This window comes from Niabella sp. ZPM-14, assembly GCF_055693045.2.
This window is the reverse complement of the sequence record NZ_CM181148.1, coordinates 2,796,035-2,815,876: the sequence shown is the minus strand read 5'-3', so window position 1 is coordinate 2,815,876 and position 19,842 is coordinate 2,796,035. Positions and strand designations below refer to the sequence as shown.

Annotated in this window: 19 protein-coding genes; 16 read left to right on the top strand and 3 right to left on the bottom strand. The window is 45.4% G+C overall.

Annotation, left to right across the window (positions count from 1 at the left end):
* Nucleotides 1–34: 34 nt before the first annotated feature.
* Nucleotides 35–757 (bottom strand): head GIN domain-containing protein, encoded by a 723-nt coding sequence (locus ACU37H_RS11865; RefSeq protein WP_472704189.1) that lies wholly within the window; start codon nt 755–757, stop codon nt 35–37.
* 162 nt (nt 758–919) lie between these two features.
* Between ACU37H_RS11865 and guaA the strand changes: the two genes are divergently transcribed.
* Nucleotides 920–2,455, top strand: coding sequence for a glutamine-hydrolyzing GMP synthase (gene guaA / locus ACU37H_RS11860; RefSeq protein ID WP_472704190.1), 1,536 nt, complete (start codon nt 920–922; stop codon nt 2,453–2,455).
* Nucleotides 2,456–2,552: 97 nt separating this feature from the next.
* The gene (locus ACU37H_RS11855) at nt 2,553–3,716 is read left to right on the top strand and encodes an ABC transporter substrate-binding protein (protein ID WP_472704192.1); all 1,164 of its coding nucleotides are present in this window, start codon (nt 2,553–2,555) and stop codon (nt 3,714–3,716) included.
* On the opposite strand, the gene ACU37H_RS11850 is transcribed toward ACU37H_RS11855, so the two are convergent.
* On the bottom strand, nt 3,713–4,321 hold the full coding sequence (locus ACU37H_RS11850) for a hypothetical protein (RefSeq protein ID WP_472704194.1): 609 nt from the start codon (nt 4,319–4,321) through the stop codon (nt 3,713–3,715). The two genes, ACU37H_RS11855 and ACU37H_RS11850, sit on opposite strands and share 4 nt — an antisense overlap.
* 173 nt (nt 4,322–4,494) lie before the next feature.
* Between ACU37H_RS11850 and ACU37H_RS11845 the strand changes: the two genes are divergently transcribed.
* From ACU37H_RS11845 to ACU37H_RS11835, 3 genes are all read left to right on the top strand, one after another.
* Complete coding sequence (locus ACU37H_RS11845) at nt 4,495–6,021, top strand: oligosaccharide flippase family protein (RefSeq protein WP_472704196.1); 1,527 nt, start codon at nt 4,495–4,497, stop codon at nt 6,019–6,021.
* A gap of 91 nt (nt 6,022–6,112) precedes the next feature.
* Nucleotides 6,113–7,090, top strand: a complete 978-nt coding sequence (locus ACU37H_RS11840) for a GlxA family transcriptional regulator (protein WP_472704198.1) — start codon at nt 6,113–6,115, stop codon at nt 7,088–7,090.
* Between the two features lie 123 nt (nt 7,091–7,213).
* On the top strand, nt 7,214–8,308 hold the full coding sequence (locus tag ACU37H_RS11835) for a DNA topoisomerase IB (protein WP_472704200.1): 1,095 nt from the start codon (nt 7,214–7,216) through the stop codon (nt 8,306–8,308).
* 5 nt (nt 8,309–8,313) lie between these two features.
* Here the strand turns inward: ACU37H_RS11835 and ACU37H_RS11830 are convergent, their stop codons facing one another.
* Nucleotides 8,314–8,784, bottom strand: coding sequence for a response regulator (locus tag ACU37H_RS11830; RefSeq protein WP_472704202.1), 471 nt, complete (start codon nt 8,782–8,784; stop codon nt 8,314–8,316).
* 130 nt (nt 8,785–8,914) lie between these two features.
* Here ACU37H_RS11830 and ACU37H_RS11825 point away from each other — a divergent pair, with 130 nt between their 5' ends.
* From ACU37H_RS11825 to ACU37H_RS11775, 11 genes are all read left to right on the top strand, one after another.
* Complete coding sequence (locus ACU37H_RS11825; protein ID WP_472704204.1) at nt 8,915–9,949, top strand: ThiF family adenylyltransferase; 1,035 nt, start codon at nt 8,915–8,917, stop codon at nt 9,947–9,949.
* Between the two features lie 8 nt (nt 9,950–9,957).
* Nucleotides 9,958–10,635 carry a hypothetical protein gene (locus ACU37H_RS11820; RefSeq protein ID WP_472704206.1) on the top strand — a complete coding sequence of 226 codons (678 nt, stop codon included), beginning with the start codon at nt 9,958–9,960 and terminating at the stop codon, nt 10,633–10,635.
* A 7-nt stretch (nt 10,636–10,642) separates the two neighbouring features.
* Nucleotides 10,643–12,790, top strand: coding sequence for a sensor histidine kinase (locus ACU37H_RS11815; protein ID WP_472704208.1), 2,148 nt, complete (start codon nt 10,643–10,645; stop codon nt 12,788–12,790).
* 19 nt (nt 12,791–12,809) lie between these two features.
* Nucleotides 12,810–13,901, top strand: coding sequence for a hybrid sensor histidine kinase/response regulator (locus tag ACU37H_RS11810; protein WP_472704210.1), 1,092 nt, complete (start codon nt 12,810–12,812; stop codon nt 13,899–13,901).
* Between the two features lie 133 nt (nt 13,902–14,034).
* Entirely contained in the window at nt 14,035–14,457 is a 423-nt protein-coding gene (locus tag ACU37H_RS11805; RefSeq protein WP_472704212.1) for a response regulator, read from the top strand.
* A gap of 109 nt (nt 14,458–14,566) precedes the next feature.
* Nucleotides 14,567–14,986 carry a response regulator gene (locus ACU37H_RS11800; protein WP_472704214.1) on the top strand — a complete coding sequence of 140 codons (420 nt, stop codon included), beginning with the start codon at nt 14,567–14,569 and terminating at the stop codon, nt 14,984–14,986.
* Between the two features lie 46 nt (nt 14,987–15,032).
* Nucleotides 15,033–16,307 carry a DUF3472 domain-containing protein gene (locus ACU37H_RS11795; protein ID WP_472704216.1) on the top strand — a complete coding sequence of 425 codons (1,275 nt, stop codon included), beginning with the start codon at nt 15,033–15,035 and terminating at the stop codon, nt 16,305–16,307.
* Between the two features lie 259 nt (nt 16,308–16,566).
* The gene (locus ACU37H_RS11790) at nt 16,567–18,108 is read left to right on the top strand and encodes a glycoside hydrolase family 19 protein (protein WP_472704218.1); all 1,542 of its coding nucleotides are present in this window, start codon (nt 16,567–16,569) and stop codon (nt 18,106–18,108) included.
* Nucleotides 18,109–18,140: 32 nt separating this feature from the next.
* Entirely contained in the window at nt 18,141–18,668 is a 528-nt protein-coding gene (locus ACU37H_RS11785) for a hypothetical protein (RefSeq protein ID WP_472704220.1), read from the top strand.
* Nucleotides 18,669–18,693: 25 nt separating this feature from the next.
* Nucleotides 18,694–19,218: a hypothetical protein gene (locus ACU37H_RS11780; RefSeq protein ID WP_472704222.1), complete on the top strand. Its 525-nt coding sequence runs from the start codon at nt 18,694–18,696 to the stop codon at nt 19,216–19,218.
* A 26-nt stretch (nt 19,219–19,244) separates the two neighbouring features.
* A complete protein-coding gene (locus ACU37H_RS11775) occupies nt 19,245–19,700 on the top strand; it encodes a hypothetical protein (protein ID WP_472704224.1) in 456 nt (151 codons plus the stop codon).
* Nucleotides 19,701–19,842: the final 142 nt, after the last annotated feature.

The window sequence follows — 19,842 nt, the reverse complement described above, 5'->3', positions numbered from 1 at the left end:
AGGTTAATGCTGCTACCAGATCATAGTGAATAGTCTATTCACTTTTATTGACGCTGCTGGCGCCGCTCACATTAGAGGTTACCTGGGGATTGCCTTTGTATTTAACACCACTGGCGCCGCTGGCTTCGGCTTTTAGCGAAACGCTGCTGAACAAGCGCACTGTGCTGGCGCCGCTGGCATCCGCGTCGCCGTTTTCGGCTTTCAGGTTAAACGCATTGATTGTTGCCGCGCCTGAAGCATGCGCTCTCACATCGCGGCATTCGCCATCAACAGTCAATGTGCTCGCGCCCGAAGATTCCAGATCGATCTCCGGTGCACGCAGCGACATAGTGCCGCTCGAAGCTCCTGAAACATCGATATTGATCTTTTTATCCTGGCTGAACTTGCCTTTTGTCTTTACCTGTGATGCACCGGAAACGGAGATCTTATCCAGTGATGGTGCGGAAAGGTATACTTTCACCTCGCCTGTAGGGTCCAGATCCGTGTCGTTTTTCGATTCTATTTCCAAAGTCTGATTATCGCCCACCACCACATTGATGTATTTAAACAGGTTCTCGTCAGTTTCCACCTTTACACTGTAATCGGCCGACTGGGTAATATATATTTCCATGCTTTCGCCGATGTCTATCTGGGAAAAATCTTTCAGATCATAATTTTTGGAGATTACGTTCCCATTTCCTTTTATACGCTGATGGTCGATGATATTGCAGGAACTAAAAGCAACTACTGCAACGATCCATAAACTTAAGTATTTCATTTTTTTAATATTTTGTCGTCTGTTAAATTATAAGCGGTCTCGCTTTATCTCTCAAAGCCGGCACCGGAAGATCACGGAACCTTTTAGAATCTTTCTGTTAGAACAGATTCCTGCCAGAAATCCTAAATCAGAAATCTCAAATAATGTTACCTTCGCCACATTATGACCGAAAGAATACTTATTCTCGATTTTGGCTCTCAATATACCCAGTTAATCGCACGCGCGGTAAGAGAAGCCAACGTTTACTGCGAAATCATCCCTTACTCCAAACCTTTCGAAATCGATAGCAATTTAAAAGGAATTATTCTCTCCGGCTCACCGTTTTCGGTAAATGACCAAAATGCGCCCGTGATCGGCATAAAAGATATCGTAAAAGATCTGCCGGTTTTGGGTATTTGCTATGGCGCGCAGCTCACTGCCAAAAATTACGGCGGCCGCGTAGAGAAAAGCAGCAAGCGGGAATACGGACGGGCTTCGATGTCTGTTAAAGATGAAACCGACGTCTTAATGCACGGCGTTAGCGTAAAAAGCCAGGTGTGGATGAGCCATGGCGATAGTATCCTGGAACTACCCGAAGGATTTGAGATCCTGGCCACTACAGAAAGCATACCCGTAGCGGCTTTCAGGAATAAGAGCGATGCTCACCCGCTATACGGTTTGCAGTTTCACCCCGAAGTATATCACAGTACAGAGGGCAAACAAATTCTAAAGAACTTCTTAGTCAACATTTGCGGCTGTGCACAAGACTGGACACCGGCCCATTTTATCACGGATACCGTAAATGCCTTAAAAGAGCAGATCGGCGACCGCCAGGTGATCATGGCATTGAGCGGAGGAGTGGACAGTACTGTAGCGGCCACATTGATTCACCGGGCAATCGGCGACCGGCTTCACGGAATTTTTGTAGACAACGGCGTGCTGCGTAAAAACGAATTTGAGGAAGTATTGGAAACCTACCAGCAGCTGGGCCTCAACGTTACCGGTGTCGATGCCAGCCAGATGTTTTATGACGAACTGAAAGACAACCCGGACCCGGAGGCCAAGCGTAAGATCATCGGCCGTCTTTTTATCGAAGTATTTCAACAGGAAGCAGGTAAACTGGAAAATATAGAGTTACTCGGACAAGGCACTATTTATCCTGATGTTATTGAGAGCGTATCGGTTCACGGTCCGTCAGTGACCATCAAGTCGCATCACAATGTAGGCGGTTTGCCTGCCACCATGAAAATGGACCTCGTAGAACCGCTGCGTTATCTTTTCAAAGATGAAGTAAGAAAAGTAGGCCGCGAGCTGGGCATCCCCTCCAACCTGATCGACCGCCATCCCTTCCCCGGACCAGGCCTGGCTATCAGGATATTAGGAGAGGTTACCGAAGAAAAGGTAAAACTGTTACAGGAAGCCGATCATATTTATACCAACGCTTTAAAAGAAACCGGGCTTTATGCAACGGTTTGGCAGGCTGGTACAATCTTATTACCGGTGAAAAGCGTTGGCGTTATGGGTGATGAACGCACATATGAATTCACTGTTGCCCTTCGGGCTGTGACCAGCGTTGACGGGATGACAGCGGATTGGGCGCACCTGCCTTACGACTTTTTAGCAGATGTGAGTAACGAGATCATCAACAATGTAAGAGGCATCAACCGAGTGGTTTATGATATCAGCAGTAAACCGCCGGCTACCATCGAATGGGAATAACCTCCTTACATAGAGCATGAAGCGCGTTTAGGAATAAAATTTGCTTAATAGTCCATCGTCCACCGGCAATGGACTATTGATTTTAAAATACCATCCAATGAAGCAATTTTTTTTGTTGTTAATTCTTGTTGTTTGTTGTTCCCCGTTGGTTCAGGCTCAGCGTTTTGGGGGAAGGCATAAGATGGCCATTTTTACACCGCTCTATATCGACGAGGCATTTGACAACGCAGGAAGCTATAAGTATTCCGGCAAAAATTTTCCAAAGCAATCGATCAGTGGTCTTGAATTCTACCACGGCGCTTCCCTGGCAGTGGACTCGCTGAACAAAATGAACCTTCCGCTGGATGTGTATATTTACGATTCCAAGTCAAAGCGCGAAACCCTTGAGCAGCAGTTTAGCAAGTGTGCCGCCGATGGAGTGGAGCTGATCATTGCCAACTGTTCTTTATCAGAATTGACCACGCTGGCCAGGCTTGGGGCAGATAAAAAGATCACCGTGATGAACGCCACCGTGCCCAATGACGCCAACACCTCCGACAATCCTTATTTCGTGGTGATGAACCCGACGATACAGACACAGCTGGAAGGTTTATATAATTATGTAAAGACGAAATACAGTGGCAAACCGATCACGGTCATCACCCGGAAAAGCGCTTCTGAAAAATATATTCGCTCTGTTCTGGAGACCCTGAATAAACATTATAAAGATGCAGTTAATCTGACTTTCCGCGAAGTAAATGATGATATTGCGCTTAAAGCGCTGGGCACTACCACCCAGCCCACGCAGGACGGACTGTACATCGTAGGCTCCCTGGATACCGACTTTGGAAGCCGGGTGCTGAAGCAGTTTGCAGAAAGCAGCAAAAATTACGCTTCTCTGACGCTGATCGGCATGCCCACCTGGGAAAATATCGATCTGACCGACGCAGATTATAAGGGCGTAGAGGTGATTTACAGCACTCCTTTTTACAATGCCAGGACAGATGCTGCCAGCAGGTCGATCACCAGTTATTACAATAAAAAGATGTTTGCACGTCCCAGCGATCTCGTTTTCAGGGCTTACGGCTTGACCTACCGGTTCGGGCAGCTGCTCAACCGCTATGGCAGAGACATCAATACTAAATTAGGGGGCAGCGAGTTCCGCGCTTTCTTTGATATGGATATTCAGCCGGATTATCAAAACGGTAAAATAAGCCACTACGAAAATAAAAAGCTGTACTACTTGAAATTTTTGAACGGTTCGCTGAAAGCCGTTAATTAATTGATCACTTTAGCCTTCAGATCGTCGAGCATCATTTTCTGAGATGCAATGATTTTTTGTTGCGTTTCTTGTTTTGCCTTGTTTTCTGCCAGCTTTTCCTCCAGCTCCTTTTGTATTTGCTGCAGATCGGCTAAGGATTTTTCCTCATCCACCAGCACCCCTTCCTGCTTTTTAATTTCAGCAATATTGCCGCTGCGTTCTACGTTAGCCGCCATTTTTTCTAAAAAAGACTTACCCCGGCTGCCGAGCGATGTGGCCCCGTCAATGTTGCCCGCACCATGCATGATCATGTACACCGTTGTCTTTTCCTGGCCTCGTCTGCCATTTTCATCCAGTTTAAAATAATAATCCAGCTTGCTTTTACTCACTTCAGACATTACAGCATTGGAGTACACCGTAAAGCCTTTGCTACGAGTCGCCTGATATTGCTTATCCGCAAACTTTGCAAGGAAAGCATTTTCTACAATTTCCTCCGGATAATCGTACACCATCACGATGGCGGGCTCTTCAGATTTCCCATATTTTACTTTGCCTTCAAATGCCTGGGCGGACGCGTTGCCCGTTACTAATGCCAATCCAACGAAAACTGCCAATTGTCTGATCATAAAAGTTATATTTAGTGTAGTTGATTATAGTTTAAAGTCGTTGAAGGCAGTTGAATCTGGTAAACCGGTTTCAGCTACATTCAACTATCATTCAACCCGTCTTATCCGCAAAGGTATATTAACGCTACGTTTTATTTTAAGTACTTTAAATTTGCACGAACAATTTTTTTACTTTGAGTGGCATTAAGAAACTGGCAGGACAAACTATTTGGTATGGCGTAAGTTCGATCGCAGCGAGGTTTATCAACTACTTGCTGACTCCTTATCTGACGTTCAAATTCACTACAGGTGAGTATGGCGAGATGAGTGTCTTGTATGCTTTCATTCCTTTCATGAATGTCATTTTTACCTATGGAATGGAAACCGGTTTTTTCAGGTTTTCCCAGAACAGCGATAAAGACAAAGTATACAGTACGACCAGCCTGTCGCTGATTTATTCCACACTGATCCTTGCGTTATGTTTAATTGCGTTTAGCAAACCGCTATCAGCTTTGCTGTCGGTGGCGGATAAGCCGGAGTACCTGATGCTGGCTGCCGCCATCATTGGGCTTGATGCGCTTACCACGATCCCTTTTGCCAAACTAAGGCAGGATGGAAGGCCTCGCAAGTTTGCCTTTACGAAACTGACCGGTATCCTGATCAATGTGGCCGCTACCTACTTCTTTCTGAGCATTTGTCCCGAGCTTATTGAAAAAGAACCGGACCATGTGTTAAGTCATTTTTACAATGAGAACTGGGTCGTGGGTTATGTGTTATTAGCGAACCTTATTCAGAACATTATCGTGTTCCTGATTCTGTCTAAAGAATTTTGGGGCTTCAGGTTCAAATTCGACAAGGCGCTCTGGAGAGAAATGCTCGTGTATAGCCTTCCGCTGATCATCGCCGGGTTGGGCGGCATGATCAACGAAACGGCAGACCGGATCATGCTTTTAAAATGGTGGACACCGGAAGCCGGCGGTAAAGACGCAGATTCTGCAGTCGGAATTTATTCTGCCTGCTACAAACTATCCATACTGATCTCCCTGGGCGTGCAGGCTTTCAAAATGGGAGCCGAGCCTTTCTTCTTCAAACAGTCCACTACAGAAAATGCGCCACGCACTTACGCCCGCGTCATGAAATTTTTTGTGATCACCGTTTGCCTGATGTTCTTATTTGTCGTGCTCTACCTGGATATATGGAAACATTTTATACGCAACCCTGAAATGTGGACAGGCCTGAAGGTAGTTCCTGTTCTCTTACTGGCAAATATGTTCTTAGGCATCTATTATAACCTGAGCATTTGGTACAAGCTGGGGAATAAAACGATCTCCGGTGCTTATATCACCATTATCGGGGCGGCAGTTACCTTGCTGATCAATTACCTGTTCATACCGCGTTATGGCTATGTCGCCTGCGCGTGGGCTACGTTTGCCTGCTATGGTATGATGATGGTGATCTCGTATATCTGGGGACAAAAAAATTACCGGATACCCTATGCGACCAGTAAGCTCCTGGCCTACATCATCATAGCCGTGCTCGTGTACACCATTCATTATTTTTCTTCAAGAGCGCTGGATAATATATGGTTGAATTATAGTATTGCCACGGTGTTATTTGTGCTTTATTTTCTTTTAATTGCGCGGATTGAGCGAAAAGAGTTTGCAAGGTTGCCCGTCATCGGGAAATTTTTAAAAGCAGGAGATAAAAACAACGCGAATTAGTATTAATTTTCCATTCCGGCCTGTTACTGTTGTGTGGACGCCATCTGAACCCCTTCCATACCAACAGGTCTGAACAAAGTAAAACATGCTGATGAAAACGATCTATATCCTGGCGCCCGAGCATGCCGTTATGCAGGCCGTTGCCGATCCTCAATATTGTTTCAATACCGTCAACGAATTTTTACAGGTCAGCGGACGAGAACCGCTCTTCGACATCCAGGTAGTGGGCGCCCGCAGAGACGTCAGGTTTAGCGGCAACCAGTTCACGGTCACAGTCGATAAGTTGCTGGAAGAAACCGGCGTGGCCGACCTGGTGATCGTGCCGGCGTTGTTTGGTGACATGGAAAAGGCTGTAGGCGTCAATGCCAAAATAGCCGAGTGGCTGGTTTGGCAATACAAGGAAGGTGCGGAGATCGCTTCTCTTTGTGTCGGCGCTTTTTTACTGGCGTCAACCGGCTTGCTGAACGGGAAAAAATGCAGTACCCATTGGGGATATATCAATACGTTCCGGGAAATGTTTCCCGAAGTGATCATACAGGATGGAAGTATCGTCACCGAACAGAACCGGATCTATACCAGCGGCGGCGCGACTTCTTACTGGAACCTGCTGCTACACCTCGTAGAAAAGTATACAGACCGTCAGATTGCTATTCTCGTGTCCAAATATTTTGCTATTGATATTGACCGCAGCAGCCAATCGGCTTTCGCCATGTTCACCGCCCAGAAAAATCATAACGACGAGGCGGTAAGGAAAGCGCAGGAATACATCGAGAAAAACATCGAAGACCGGCTCACGATCGACGATATCGCCGCCTACGTAGCCCTGGGACGCCGCAGCCTGGAGCGACGCTTTAAACAAGCGACCAACAATTCAGTACTGGAATATATTCAGCGGGTGAAGATCGAAGCCGCTAAAAAAAGCTTCGAGAGCAGCCGGAAAAATATCAATGAAGTAATGTATGATGTTGGCTACACCGACACCAAGGCCTTCCGCAGCACTTTCAAGAAGATCACGGGGCTGACACCCATCGAATATAAAAATAAATACAATAAGCTGGCTGTTGCCTGAGGCGCATCGTTTTTTTCTTTCTCTATAGTTTTTACCAATCATGCAGAGCGGGATGGAAATGGTATATATCCGTTGCCTGGCGAGGGGCTATTTATTGGCATCTTTTTTTCATAGTCCCTTTTAATGCAAATAGAAGCTGCCGATACCGTGATCAACGTTTCGCCCGAAAAACTGGTCAAAGCCCTGAACGACCCCGAGCAAAGTGCCCGGATTGTAAAGCTCGTCTATGTTACCGATAGCGACGAGGGCATTCTGCGCGTCAAAGCGGGCAAATCCTTTTCTTATAAAAAAGCTTCCCGGAAAGTTAGCGATAAAAAGACGCTGGCCCGCATCAAAAGCCTTGTCATACCGCCGGCCTGGCGCAACGTGTGGATCTGCCCCCTGGACAACGGGCACCTGCAGTGCACCGGTATAGATGTGATGGGCCGCAAGCAGTATCGCTATCACCCGTTATGGACCGCCTTACGAAAAGAAACCAAGTTTTACCGGCTGCTCCAGTTTGGCGAAGCATTAAAACAGTTAAGAGAAAAATTGTCCGATCACTTATCAGAGCGCGCACTGAGCAAACAGAAGGTGCTAGCGGCTGTCGTGAGTACGATGGATAAAACCGGTATCCGGGTAGGCAACAGCATGTATGAAAAATTATACGGATCCTACGGGTTGTCTACACTGAAAGACCAGCACATTAAGATCAACGGGAACAAAGTCTCTTTCAGCTTTAGGGGAAAGAAAGGCGTGTATCACAACATTTCGATGCGTAGTGCGCGGCTGGCACGTATCATCAAGCAGTGCAAGGAAATTCCCGGCAAGGAATTGTTTCAATACCTGGACTCCGATGGCAACCGGCACTCGATCACCAGTGGAGATGTCAATGATTACATCAAAGAGATATCGGGCGGAGCTTTTACCAGCAAAGATTTCCGCACCTGGGCCGGCACGGTAGAATGTATTCTGAATTTTACAAAGATCGGCGGCTTTGAGACCAAGGCCCAAATGAAAAAAAACGTCATAGAAGCGCTGGACTGCGTGGCTAAGACCCTGGGAAACACCAGAACCGTTTGCAAATCCCATTACGTGCATCCTCTCATTCTTGCTATGTATGAAGACACGCGGCTGACCAACTACGTCAGAAAAATAGACGTTGACGCAGATGATGCCCTTTCAAAAGTGGAGCCCATCCTGTTAAAAATTTTGAAAAAGGAGTCAATTGCCTGCTGAGTGCATCAGGAAAGAAGATTCTGACGTAATAAAAACTCCAGCTGTTCATTGGTAGTGATCAGTTTCTCGGTAAGCTCTTCCTGGTTTTTGCTGTTAGTATATAGCTTCAAAGCATTCTCGATAGTCGACCTCAGTTCCTCTTCGGACCAGGGCTTCTGTACATACTTGTAGACAGATCCCTTGTTGATCGCGTCAATAACCGCGTTAATGTCTGTATACCCGGTTAGCAGGATACGCGGAACCGCCGGGAAATCCTTAATGATAGATTCCAGGAATTCGATGCCGGTCGTCTCCGGCATCCGCTGGTCCGTGATAATAAGATGAATGTTGTTTTCCTTTAGAATTTTTCTTCCCTCTTCCGCAGAGGAAGCCGTGAAAATATTGTATGACCTGCGGAAAACAGCCTTAAACGAATTGAGGTTATGAATTTCATCGTCTACGTAAAGAATATTCTTATAAATATTTTCTTCGCCCATAAACACGAATGTTGTTAAATTCTGTTTTATATTTATCCTACAAATTATTAATTAACAAAGATAACTGATGAGATTAGGTTTCAATGTAGCAAAGACCCCCAGTCAGGATTATAAGCCAATTTTTTTCAGATTGAAGGATCAGGAAGAAGCGCTTAAAAACCTTATATCTCAAACGCCCTCTATACAAATATACGATACAATTGAAAGTCAGTTATCAGAATTAGCAAAAATAAAAAATCCCGTAAAGCCCCTTACAGCGAGTGAAACCCAGAGCTTTATCGAGCAGTATTGTGAAGGCGGTGATATAGACGAAGTGGGTGTCTGGGTGTATTATCCCTGGGCGCAAAAGCTGGTCCATTTGCTGGACGAAGAAGATTTTATCCAGGTAAGAACCAGCAGGAATATTTATAAGATCACTCCCGATGAGTTTCAGACCCTGAGAACCAAAAAGATCGGCATCATCGGATTATCGGTAGGCCAGTCAATCGCTATGACCATTGCTACAGAAAGAATTTGCAGTGAGCTGCGCCTGGCCGACTTTGACACCGTGGAGCTGGGGAATATGAACCGGCTGAGCAACTGTAACGTATACAACCTCGGTGCCTCTAAAGCCATTACAACGGCTCAGCGTATTGCCGAGCTCGACCCCTACCTGAAGGTGACCTGCTTCCCTGACGGCATTACAGAAGACAATATCGACGCCTTTTTAGGCGATGACAACACAAAACTGGATATTTTGGTGGAGGAATGCGACGGTATTGACGTCAAAATACTAAGCAGGTTAAAAGCACGCGAAAAGAAAATCCCGGTAGTGATGGATACCAACGACCGCGGCATGCTCGATGTGGAGCGTTTTGACCTGGAGCCGGAACGACCTTTATTTCATGGAAATTTAAACGAGGACATTGATCTGACGAGATTGAAAGACTTAACGAATAGCGAAAAATTGCCTATCCTAGATGCAATGGTAAACCTCTCGGCCGTTTCTGACCGAATGAAATATTCGCTGAGTGAATTAGGAAAGAGTATTACGACCTGGCCCCAGCTGGCTTCCTCAGTAATGCTTGGAGGCGCGATGGTAACGGATACCTGCAGGCGAATATTGTTATCAGAAACAACCAGCTCCGGAAGATATTATGTAGATTTTAGTGAAATAATTAAATAAAGTGGTGGGTGGAAATAGCTATCAGAGCCTTTAAAGCCAAAATGGATGAAGAAACATGCATTAAATTTATTGATGGACACAGGCGGCTTCTAGAAATTCATTTTGGCTTCGCGAAAATTACATCGAGCAATCCCAGCTGGATGTATCATGAGAATACGTATGTGGTGGTGGCCGAAAGTATGGACCGCACAAAGATCTACGGAGGTGTGCGCGTGCAGGTTGCTGACGGCGAATTGCCGCTGCCCATAGAAACTGCTATCGGTAAGTATGATCCCACTATTCATGAACAGGCCGGGGCCGGTACTTCGGAAATTTGTGGATTGTGGAATTCGATGGAAGTGGCCGGAATGGGTATTGGCAGCATCTTCATGGCCCGTGTTGGCGTAGTCCTGGCCATGCAGCTGAACGTAGAAAAAATATTTTTCCTTTGTGCCCCCGTGACAGTCCGGATCGGAAAGAGGATCGGCGGTATCATCGAGACCACATTGGGAAATAACGGTGATTTCTTTTATCCCAAAGATGATTTCGTGGCAACGGCCATGACGATCAACGACCCCAGAACACTTGTTCACGCAAATGAGAAAGAACGAAAGAGAATTTTTGACCTTTTCGAGAACCCTAACCAGCGCGCCATAGAAACCGGCCCTAAAGGGGAACTTTTAGTGGACTATTTATTAAAAGTATAACATCCCGATGCGTATTTATTTACTTCTTCTTGGCATTTTGCACAGCTGTGGAATGTTATATGGCCAGGCGCCGGTCAGGATCACCCAGGATGAATCGCTCTACAAAGTCGTCAGGGATCATATCCAATACCTGGAGGATAAAAACAGCAGCCTGTCCATCCACGAGATAGCGACGCTCCCGTTTTCCAAAACAACTTCCGACGTCCCGGGCTTCTTCATCTCTTCGTCTTCTTATTGGGTCAAGTTCACCGTCCGTAATGAGACCGCTGATTCAGCCCTCATCATCAATCTCGAACACGCCACTATCGACAGCGCTGTTTTGTACTATCAGGATGAAAGCTCGGGCGGTTTTGATTCTACCCTGTTGACGGAAACGGTGCCTTTCGGCGACCGGAAATATAATTATCAGACCTACATGTTTGATGCAAAGATCAGGCAGGGCACACAAAAGACTTTTTTCCTGAAGGTTAAAGCGTCTGAGCAGCTCCTGGTCCCCATCACCGTGGGCCATGTTGAAGAAACGCTTGAAACGCTGGCCACCAAAGACCTGATATTCGGATTGTATATAGGACTGATCGTCGTCATGGTCCTGTACAATATGTTTCTTTTCTTCTCCACCAAAGAGCAAAGCTATTTTTATTATGTATTGTACATGATGTTCGTGGGCATCACACAGGCCATGCTGCAAGGGTATGCCTTCCGCTTCCTTTGGCCCGACGCGCCGGCCCTGAACAACTATGCTGCCATCCTGATCCCTTTTTTGAACGGAATAACAGCGCTCGAGTTCATCCGAAATTTCCTAAACCTTAAAAGTGTCTCCCGGCGGCTAAACAATAGCATCTTCTGGTTTGAAGGGTTCTACAGCATTTCCCTGGTGTTCGGGATCATGGGCCTGTTTGGCATTGCCCAGGTTTTTGTACAATCTGCGGCTTTCTTTGCCGCATTCTATGTATTAGGCATCTGCTTTTTCCTGACATATAAAGGGATTCACGGAGCAAAGACCCTGTTGATTGCATGGTCGATCTTCCTGTGCAGCGTCATTGTTTTCGTGTTACGCAATGTAGGCATACTGCCTTACAATGATCTTACCTTCTATGCTTTGCAGATCGGATCGGCAGCAGAAGCGGTATTGCTGTCGCTGGCGTTGGCAGATAAGATCAACACTTACCGGAGAGAGCAGGAGCTGGCCCGGAAAGAAGCGTTGAAAGTGTCATTAGACAATGAACGTCTCGTAAGAGATCAGAACATACTGCTTGAAAAGCAGGTTCAGCAAAGAACAAAGGATCTCGAAAATGCAAATGAGAACCTGAACAATACGCTGTCTCAATTGAAAAGCGCTCAAAGCAAGCTGGTCGAATCGGAGAAGATGGTGTCCCTCGGTCAGCTGACAGCCGGGATTGCCCACGAGATCAACAACCCGATCAACTTTGTAACGTCCAACGTGAAGCCGCTGGAGCTGGACATCACCGACCTCTTCAGCGTGATCAAGAAATATGAGCAGATCGACACCACACAGAATGTCGACGATCAGCTCTCAGACATCGAATCCTACAAGAAGCAAATTGATATTGATTATATCAGTGAAGAGATCACCACCCTGCTTAGTGGTATTAAGGACGGGGCTCATCGCACGGCAGAGATCGTCAGCAATCTTAAAAACTTTGCGCGTGTAGACGAAGCCAATGTAAAATTTGCCGATCTTAATGCCGGTATTGAATCGACCTTGATGCTGGTCAAGAACTCATTCCCCAAAGACTTTGTTCTGGAAAAAGATCTGGGCAACATTCCTAATGTGGAATGCACCGCCGGTAAGATCAACCAAGTCTTCATGAACATCATCACTAACGCACTGCAGTCTATTGCAGAGCGACAAACCAAGCAGCCTGGAACAGGTATACTGACCATCAGAACGATTGAACAAAACGGACACGTAAAGATTTCGATCAAGGACAATGGTACGGGCATCAAAGAAAGCGTGAGAGAAAAAATATTCGAACCTTTCTATACGACCAAGCCTGTGGGCCAGGGAACCGGGTTGGGTATGTCCATTGTGAAAGGCATTATTGACAGCCATAAAGGCACCATTGAAGTCGTTTCTAATTTTGGAGATGGTGCCGAATTTATCATAACTTTACCTGTAAATTATTTAAACTGAGTGCCTTCAATTTTCCTGTATGACCATAATAAAAGTTTTATACGTCGACGATGAAGAGAATAACCTCAGCTCCTTCAAAGCTAACTTCAGAAGGTTATATGAGATCTACACCGCCACTTCAGGGGAAGCCGCCCTTGATATTTTATCGCAAACCGAAGTACACGTAGTGATATCTGACCAGCGGATGCCAGGCATGACCGGTGTGGAGCTGTTCAAAAAAATAAAGCGGCTTTATCCCGAACCGATCAGAATCCTGCTTACCGGTTACACCGATATCGAAGCCCTGGCAGACGCCATCAATGACGGCGATATCTACCGGTATATCACAAAACCATGGAATGATATAGAGCTCAACAACGGGATCCAGAATGCCTATGAAATGTTCAGGACCCGGCGCGAGCTCAAAGAAAAGTTAGCGGAGCTTCAGAAAACAAATGACGAGCTCAATCGCTTTATCTATAGTATTTCACACGAGTTGCGCGCGCCACTGGCTTCTGCGCTCGGCGTGATCAACCTGGCCAAGCTCGATAATATTTATACGGAATCTGAAAAAGGGCATGAATACTGGAATCTCATCGAAGAGTGCTGCAACCGCCTCGATTATAATATCACCAGCACCTTACAGTATTACAAGAACAGCCGCTACAGCACCGTGAAGGAGGAAGTCAACTTCGACAAGCTGATACAGGACCTGATCGTCATTCATAAACTGGCCAACAACGTAGACGATAAGATCCGTTTTGAAGTGAATGTTGACCAGACTGAAAAATTCCTGGGCGATGTATTCAGGATTGAAATCATCCTGGGCAACCTGATCTCCAATGCCATCAAGTATCAGAAACCTGATGAAGAAAACAAGCTGATACAGATTGATGTGAAAGTCAATCTCCTGGATGCTGTGATCACCATTGTTGATAACGGGCTCGGGATCTTGAACGATCATTTAAACAAGATATTTAACCAGTTCTTCCGGGTGCACAACCAGAAAGGCACCGGGTTGGGATTGTTCATCGTACGGGAAGCGCTGGCGAAGCTGGACGGAAAGATCTCCGTGGAGTCAGTGGTCAATTCAGGCACCAAATTTACGTTGCGTATCCCCAATGAATTGTAGACCCTTTATTTGACAGGCGTTTCAAAGCTTACATGGGCTATCGATAGTGAGGAAAGAGTGAGTGAGGCGGAGGAAATCAGATGTATCGTTTCTCATGTCCGGCAACAATATAAATTTCCAAGAAAAACTTATAATGCCATCGAACCCCAACACACCTAATTTATTAATTATCATCGACGACAGTACGTTCGACCTGAGAATCAATTCGGGCATTGCGACTCATATCAACCAGTTTCAGGATATTCGCTGTTTTTCTTCGGCAGAACAAGCACTGGACTTTCTCGTAGATAACCTGAACAACCCGGAAGTATATCCACACCTGATCTTATTGGATATCCAAATGCCGGATATGGATGGCTTTGATTTTTTAAAGCGGTATAATAAATTTCCGGAGACGTTCAAAAGGCAAAGCGCAGTGGTGATGTTATCGTCTACCGACGATCTGCATGATATTACCAAGACGGATTTGGATAAGAATGTGTACCGGTTGTTAAAGAAGCCTTTGCAGATTGAAGAGCTCAAGGAAATTGTTACGGAGCTGTATACTTCGGGCTAGACGCTGAAGGGTGGTATTGACCGCCAAACTTGATTTGGTAAAATCGCGTTCTGGCCTTACTTTGCGTATATTAAAAATTAAAACTATAACTCTCTCGAGGTGTCCTGAAATGCTTTTCAATGCATACAAGTTCAATACCCTAATCATCATTGATGATAGTTCTTTCGACAGGAAGATCAATACGATCATCGCGGGACACACCAATTTATTTAAAAACATTATATCCTTTGTTTCAGCAGAAGAAGCCCTGGACTATCTGGTAGACAACATCCACAACCCCGATGTCTATCCCCAGATCATATTGTTAGATATTCAAATGCCCGGGTTAGACGGATTCGAATTCGTAATGCAGTACGAAAAATTTCCTTCGGCCATTAAGATGAAGAGCCATATCATCATGCTTTCCTCGACAGATGACCTGGGCGATCTTACACGCGCCGAATCCAATAAGAATATTGTCAAGCTGCTGAAAAAGCCGTTGCAAATAGAGGAGTTTAAAACACTCCTGGAAGAGCTGGCCGGCGGATAAAACCTGGCAACGACCTTCCACCCCTATTAAACTTTCAAATGTTCATATGATGCGTTCCGTCAAACTCCCGTTCTTTTTTTTCCTCCTTTTTAATAGCGCCGTAATCAGCGGACAAACGGTAACAGTGCCGATTGCAGGCAATACCTGGACGTCCGGCGATGAAAACCGGAGCCTCGCGACAACAGGAATCAGTTCCTGGACCAACCCTGCCCGGACCTTCACCACCTATATCCGCGTGACCCGACCCGGAATTCTGAAAGCGGGCCTGAAGGCGGCATCGCCATCGGGTACAGCAACCATTGGCGTCAGCGCTTTATCCAAAAAGAAAAATGTTACCATCGGTAAAGATGCGAAGGTCTATCCCGCAGGTGAATGGCTGGTAAAGGATACCGGCTATATTGCCTTTTCTTTTTCCGCTATCAGTAAGACAGGCAACAACTTCCCCGAGATCAGCAGCCTGGAATTATCAGGCACTGCCATCAACGAACAAACATCCTTTGTGAAAAACAATGAAGGCAACTTTTTCTATTGGGGCCGCAGGGGTCCTTCGACGCACTTAAATTATCCTATACCCGAAGGAGTCGAAGCGGAATGGTTTTATAATGAAGTGACCGTCCCTGAAGGCAACGATATTCTCGGGTCCTATTTCATGGCGAACGGATTTGGCGAAGGCTATTTTGGAATGCAGGTCAATTCACCCACGGAAAGAAGGATCTTATTTTCGGTGTGGAGCCCGTTTACCACCGATAATCCCAAAGAGATCCCGGAAGATCAAAAGATACAGCTGTTAAAAAAAGGCACGGACGTTAATACCGGCGAATTCGGTGGCGAAGGTTCAGGCGGACAAAGCTTTTTACGATACCCCTGGAAAGCGGGTGAAACACAAAAATTCCTGCTGCATGGAGTACCCGACGGAGCAACACACACGATTTATACTGCTTATTTTTTTGATATCGTTGCCGGCAACTGGCGGCTGATCGCGAGCTTCAGACGTCCCACCAAGGCCACCTACCTGACACGCCTTCACTCTTTCCTGGAAAACTTTCAACCCACGCAGGGTAACATCGACCGCAAAGTATTATTTTCTAACCAGTGGATCAAAGACACAAAAGGCCGCTGGCATGAGCTGACGCAGGCCCGCTTCACCGCCGACAACACCGCCCGGATCGGCTACCGGAAGGACTACCAGGGCGGCGCTGTGGACAAGAGCTTCTACCTGCGCGCTTTTGGCTTTTTTAACCACTATACGCCTATTGGTACTTCCTTCAACCGCCCGTCCAATAGCCAGGCGCCGGTGATTGACTTTGATAAGTTGCCATAAAAAACGGGGCTGCCCATAAACTTTAAGCACTCAAACTTTCGATTTCGGGAAACAAGACCTGTTTTTCGGCGAAAAACATATATTTTTTATTATTATTTGTTTCGCCTCTTTACCTTTATACTGCTGACAGAGAAGAAACGATGAACCCCAAAAGATCGTGAACTAACCTGTGTTTCCTGCGCACTTAAAGTGCTTGTTGCCGCTGCTACGATTGAGGTCAGTTATTATGCTGTTTTTCTTACACTCCAAATATATAACCATGAGGAAAACGATAACCGGGCTATTTAGCATTTTTATGCTGCTTTCCGTTGTGTTCATAGCGTGTAGCAAGTTAGAGGTGATGGGCACACAAAACCGTTTTGATGCAGCTTCGGTGCAAAAATGGTATAATGAAGTATTCAAAAACTCGCCCGAGTGGATTGCCTCCCGTGATCTTGCTGAAGGTGAAGAACGGCCGGTATGGGAGGCAGGCACCTACAGAAAGGTCGGAGATGTGGAGTACATGACCTTCCCCTTGCTGAAGCAGAAACCCAAAGTGACCATTGTAAAAACCCAAGGACAGACCGAGGAAGAGATCAAACAGATAGCCCAGGCTGCAATTACCCACATCGTGTTCAGTAAGAACGCTGATGGTACCATCGACGTGAAGGAGGCGCAGTATGTTCCCGAAATCAATTATCTTAAAGGTAAAAATTTTGACATAGCGCATGATATTGAGAGTGGGTTCACCGGCAATATCATGTTGAAGTACCGGACTTCCGGTGACTTGATCCAAAGCAAAGAGTTAAGCAATAAAGTGTTGGTGTATTACAAAGAGATTGCCTTGCAGGATGAAGCTAACACGGCACCACGAAGGGTGGCTCCGGGCTCTAAAGCAGGATGTGGTCCTGCAGAAGTATGCGTGTATCAACAGGATTGCACAGATTGGTGGAATTATGCAGGCAATCAGTATACCTACCGGGGATCCACCTGTGGCTCCTGGTACAACACCGGCCAATGTTATTCCACAGGCGCAATCTGTCCGGGCCGCGACCCGGTTTATGGTCAGGGCGGAGGTGGAGGTGCCAATACGTCCTCAAAAGACCCGATAAAGGATTGTTTAACGCTGGAGAATCTTAAAAAGATTTTTCCGAACACGCCAGAGGCCCAGTTGCAGAAAATCATCGATAATATAAAGGGTTATGCCAAGGATTTCAATATCAACTCCAAAGCCAAGCTCAACCACCTGATCGCGCAGATGGGCCATGAAACGGAAAACTTTACGCGGTTTGAGGAAAATAAAAAATTCCGGGTGAAGCGACTGAATGTGACCTGGTCCAGCTTATTTAACCCTGCCTCAGATCCTACGGCCAACCCTAAAAAGGCCAATCCGTACGATTTTCGCGAGCCGGGAGGCGATTCTGTCTGGGCCAGCCAGGAGAAGTTACTGAATTATGTTTATGGATATTCAGGCAATCTTCTCGGAAATGACCAACCAGGTGATGGATACAAATATCGTGGCAGAGGCGGCATGCACCTTACCGGGAAGTACAACTATGGAGAATTTACTAAGTTTTACCAGAACTATAAAAAAGATGTCTCCAGCAATTTTGTAAATCAACCGGGCTTAGTGGGCAGTAATATTGAGCTGGCTATCATCAGTGGGTTGTGGTTCTTCAACGAGCAGGTTATTAAGAAAGTAAACATCAACGATAACACATCTGTCGATGCTGTAACCATCAAAATAAATCCTAAAAAAAATGGCATTGAGCAGCGAAAACAGCTATTCAAAAAAGCAAAGACGGCCATGAAAGATTGTTAACAATATTGATCAAACATAAAATAACCCGACAGATGAAAAAGTTTTATTTAATCATCGTATTTATTGTTGTTGGCCTAGGCGGTCTATGCGCTATGCTAAATAGCACTTTCAGGCAGCAACACACATCGTTGAAAAATACCACAACGGTACCCTTCGTTTCGCCTGAAGTCCCTGCATCTAAAAATAACCTGACAACTGCACCTAATTGCTGTCCAAAAGAAGACAGCTTAATACTGGGAACCTGGATCGCTGTAGATGACCCGCTTTCCAAATGGGTATTCACTAAAGGGGGAATATGTTATACATATTATGCAGATACTTTGTCAGATGTAGATACACATCAATATAGGATACTTTCAGCTTCCGATTCACCGTTATGTGGTATTGATGTATCTAAAGGAACACTGGTTGACTATATGGAGTGGACCAATATAAATGATCCGAATGATAAAATGTGTTTCGTTATATATAGCTTAACGGAGGAAGTTTTAAATGTAACCCTATTCGGAAGGGGCGAATTCCTTATTTTCAGAAGACCCTGGTCAAACTTTGAACCGTGAGAGCACTCTTAAATGCGTTCATTAAATGAAAAAGATTTATTTAATCATCGTATTCTTTGTTGTTGGCCTCGGGGGGCTATACGCTATGCTGAATAGCACTTTCAGGCAGCAACACACATCGTTGAAAAATACCACAACGGTACCCTTCGTTTCGCCTGAAGTCCCTGCATCTAAAAATAACCTGACAACTGCACCTAATTGCTGTCCAAACGAAGACAGTTTGATACTGGGTACCTGGATCGCAGTAGATGATCCGCTTTCTAAATGGGTATTTAACAAGGATAAAATATGTTATCTATACTATGCTGATACCTTGTCAGACGCTAGTGTTTATAAATACAGGATCACCGACGAAACAAACCTCTGCGGTTTTGACCTGACGGGGGCAGATCCCGAAAACAGGTACATGGAATGGACTAATGTGGATAATCCAAATGATAAAATGTGTTTTGCGATAGGTGGCTTAAGCGATGAAATTTTAACTGTGCGACTATTTGGTACCGGTGAGTTTCTTATTTTCAAAAGACCTTGGTCGGACTTTGAGCCGTAAAAAGTTTTTTAAAGTGTGTTCATAAAATGAGAAAGCCTATTACGATTATACTGGTGTTTGTTGGAGGAACTTTATACGCAATGTTAGCTATGATGCACCGCCATAGCGTTAAAACAAATGAAAGCCCGGCTACTAAAAACGATATCAGGCAAGCAATAAGCTTAATGATGTATAGCGAAGAAGATACGTTAACCGGCACATGGATATCGGAAGAAGATTCCTTATGGAGATGGACCTTTGGACCTGAGACATGTGAAGAGTTCTATGACGGCGAATTACAAAATACTTTTACCTATAGAGTAAGAACAACATCGCCTCTTTGCGAACAGGAAGTGCCAACGGGAACGTTATTCAGTTATTTAACACTTCTAGATCCTGATGGTCGTAGTTATTGCTATGAAATATATGATCTTACGAAAATGATATTAACTGTTCGGCCAATAGATTCCGAAAAGTTTCTAAGATTCAAAAAGCGTGACTAGAAGACCCCGGTCAAACTTTGAGCCGTAAAAAGTATTTTAAAGCGCGTTCACAAGATGACAAAGCTGTATATGCGGATAATAACCAAGGTACAGATTAAATAAATAAATTTGCAACATCGTTGCTTTTTTTTATTTTTGCAGC

Bases quoted from the DNA above. Each gene is read 5' to 3' on its own strand.
- ACU37H_RS11830 (WP_472704202.1), bottom strand. From the start codon at position 8,784: ATGGGCGAAGAAAATATTTATAAGAATATTCTTTACGTAGACGATGAA.
- ACU37H_RS11815 (WP_472704208.1), top strand. From the start codon at position 10,643: ATGCGTATTTATTTACTTCTTCTTGGCATTTTGCACAGCTGTGGAATG.
- ACU37H_RS11855 (WP_472704192.1), top strand. From the start codon at position 2,553: ATGAAGCAATTTTTTTTGTTGTTAATTCTTGTTGTTTGTTGTTCCCCG.
- ACU37H_RS11810 (WP_472704210.1), top strand. From the start codon at position 12,810: ATGACCATAATAAAAGTTTTATACGTCGACGATGAAGAGAATAACCTC.
- ACU37H_RS11795 (WP_472704216.1), top strand. From the start codon at position 15,033: ATGATGCGTTCCGTCAAACTCCCGTTCTTTTTTTTCCTCCTTTTTAAT.
- guaA (WP_472704190.1), top strand. From the start codon at position 920: ATGACCGAAAGAATACTTATTCTCGATTTTGGCTCTCAATATACCCAG.
- ACU37H_RS11800 (WP_472704214.1), top strand. From the start codon at position 14,567: ATGCTTTTCAATGCATACAAGTTCAATACCCTAATCATCATTGATGAT.
- ACU37H_RS11835 (WP_472704200.1), top strand. From the start codon at position 7,214: ATGCAAATAGAAGCTGCCGATACCGTGATCAACGTTTCGCCCGAAAAA.
- ACU37H_RS11775 (WP_472704224.1), top strand. From the start codon at position 19,245: ATGAGAAAGCCTATTACGATTATACTGGTGTTTGTTGGAGGAACTTTA.
- ACU37H_RS11850 (WP_472704194.1), bottom strand. From the start codon at position 4,321: ATGATCAGACAATTGGCAGTTTTCGTTGGATTGGCATTAGTAACGGGC.
- ACU37H_RS11785 (WP_472704220.1), top strand. From the start codon at position 18,141: ATGAAAAAGTTTTATTTAATCATCGTATTTATTGTTGTTGGCCTAGGC.
- ACU37H_RS11780 (WP_472704222.1), top strand. From the start codon at position 18,694: ATGAAAAAGATTTATTTAATCATCGTATTCTTTGTTGTTGGCCTCGGG.
- ACU37H_RS11840 (WP_472704198.1), top strand. From the start codon at position 6,113: ATGAAAACGATCTATATCCTGGCGCCCGAGCATGCCGTTATGCAGGCC.
- ACU37H_RS11790 (WP_472704218.1), top strand. From the start codon at position 16,567: ATGAGGAAAACGATAACCGGGCTATTTAGCATTTTTATGCTGCTTTCC.
- ACU37H_RS11805 (WP_472704212.1), top strand. From the start codon at position 14,035: ATGCCATCGAACCCCAACACACCTAATTTATTAATTATCATCGACGAC.
- ACU37H_RS11865 (WP_472704189.1), bottom strand. From the start codon at position 757: ATGAAATACTTAAGTTTATGGATCGTTGCAGTAGTTGCTTTTAGTTCC.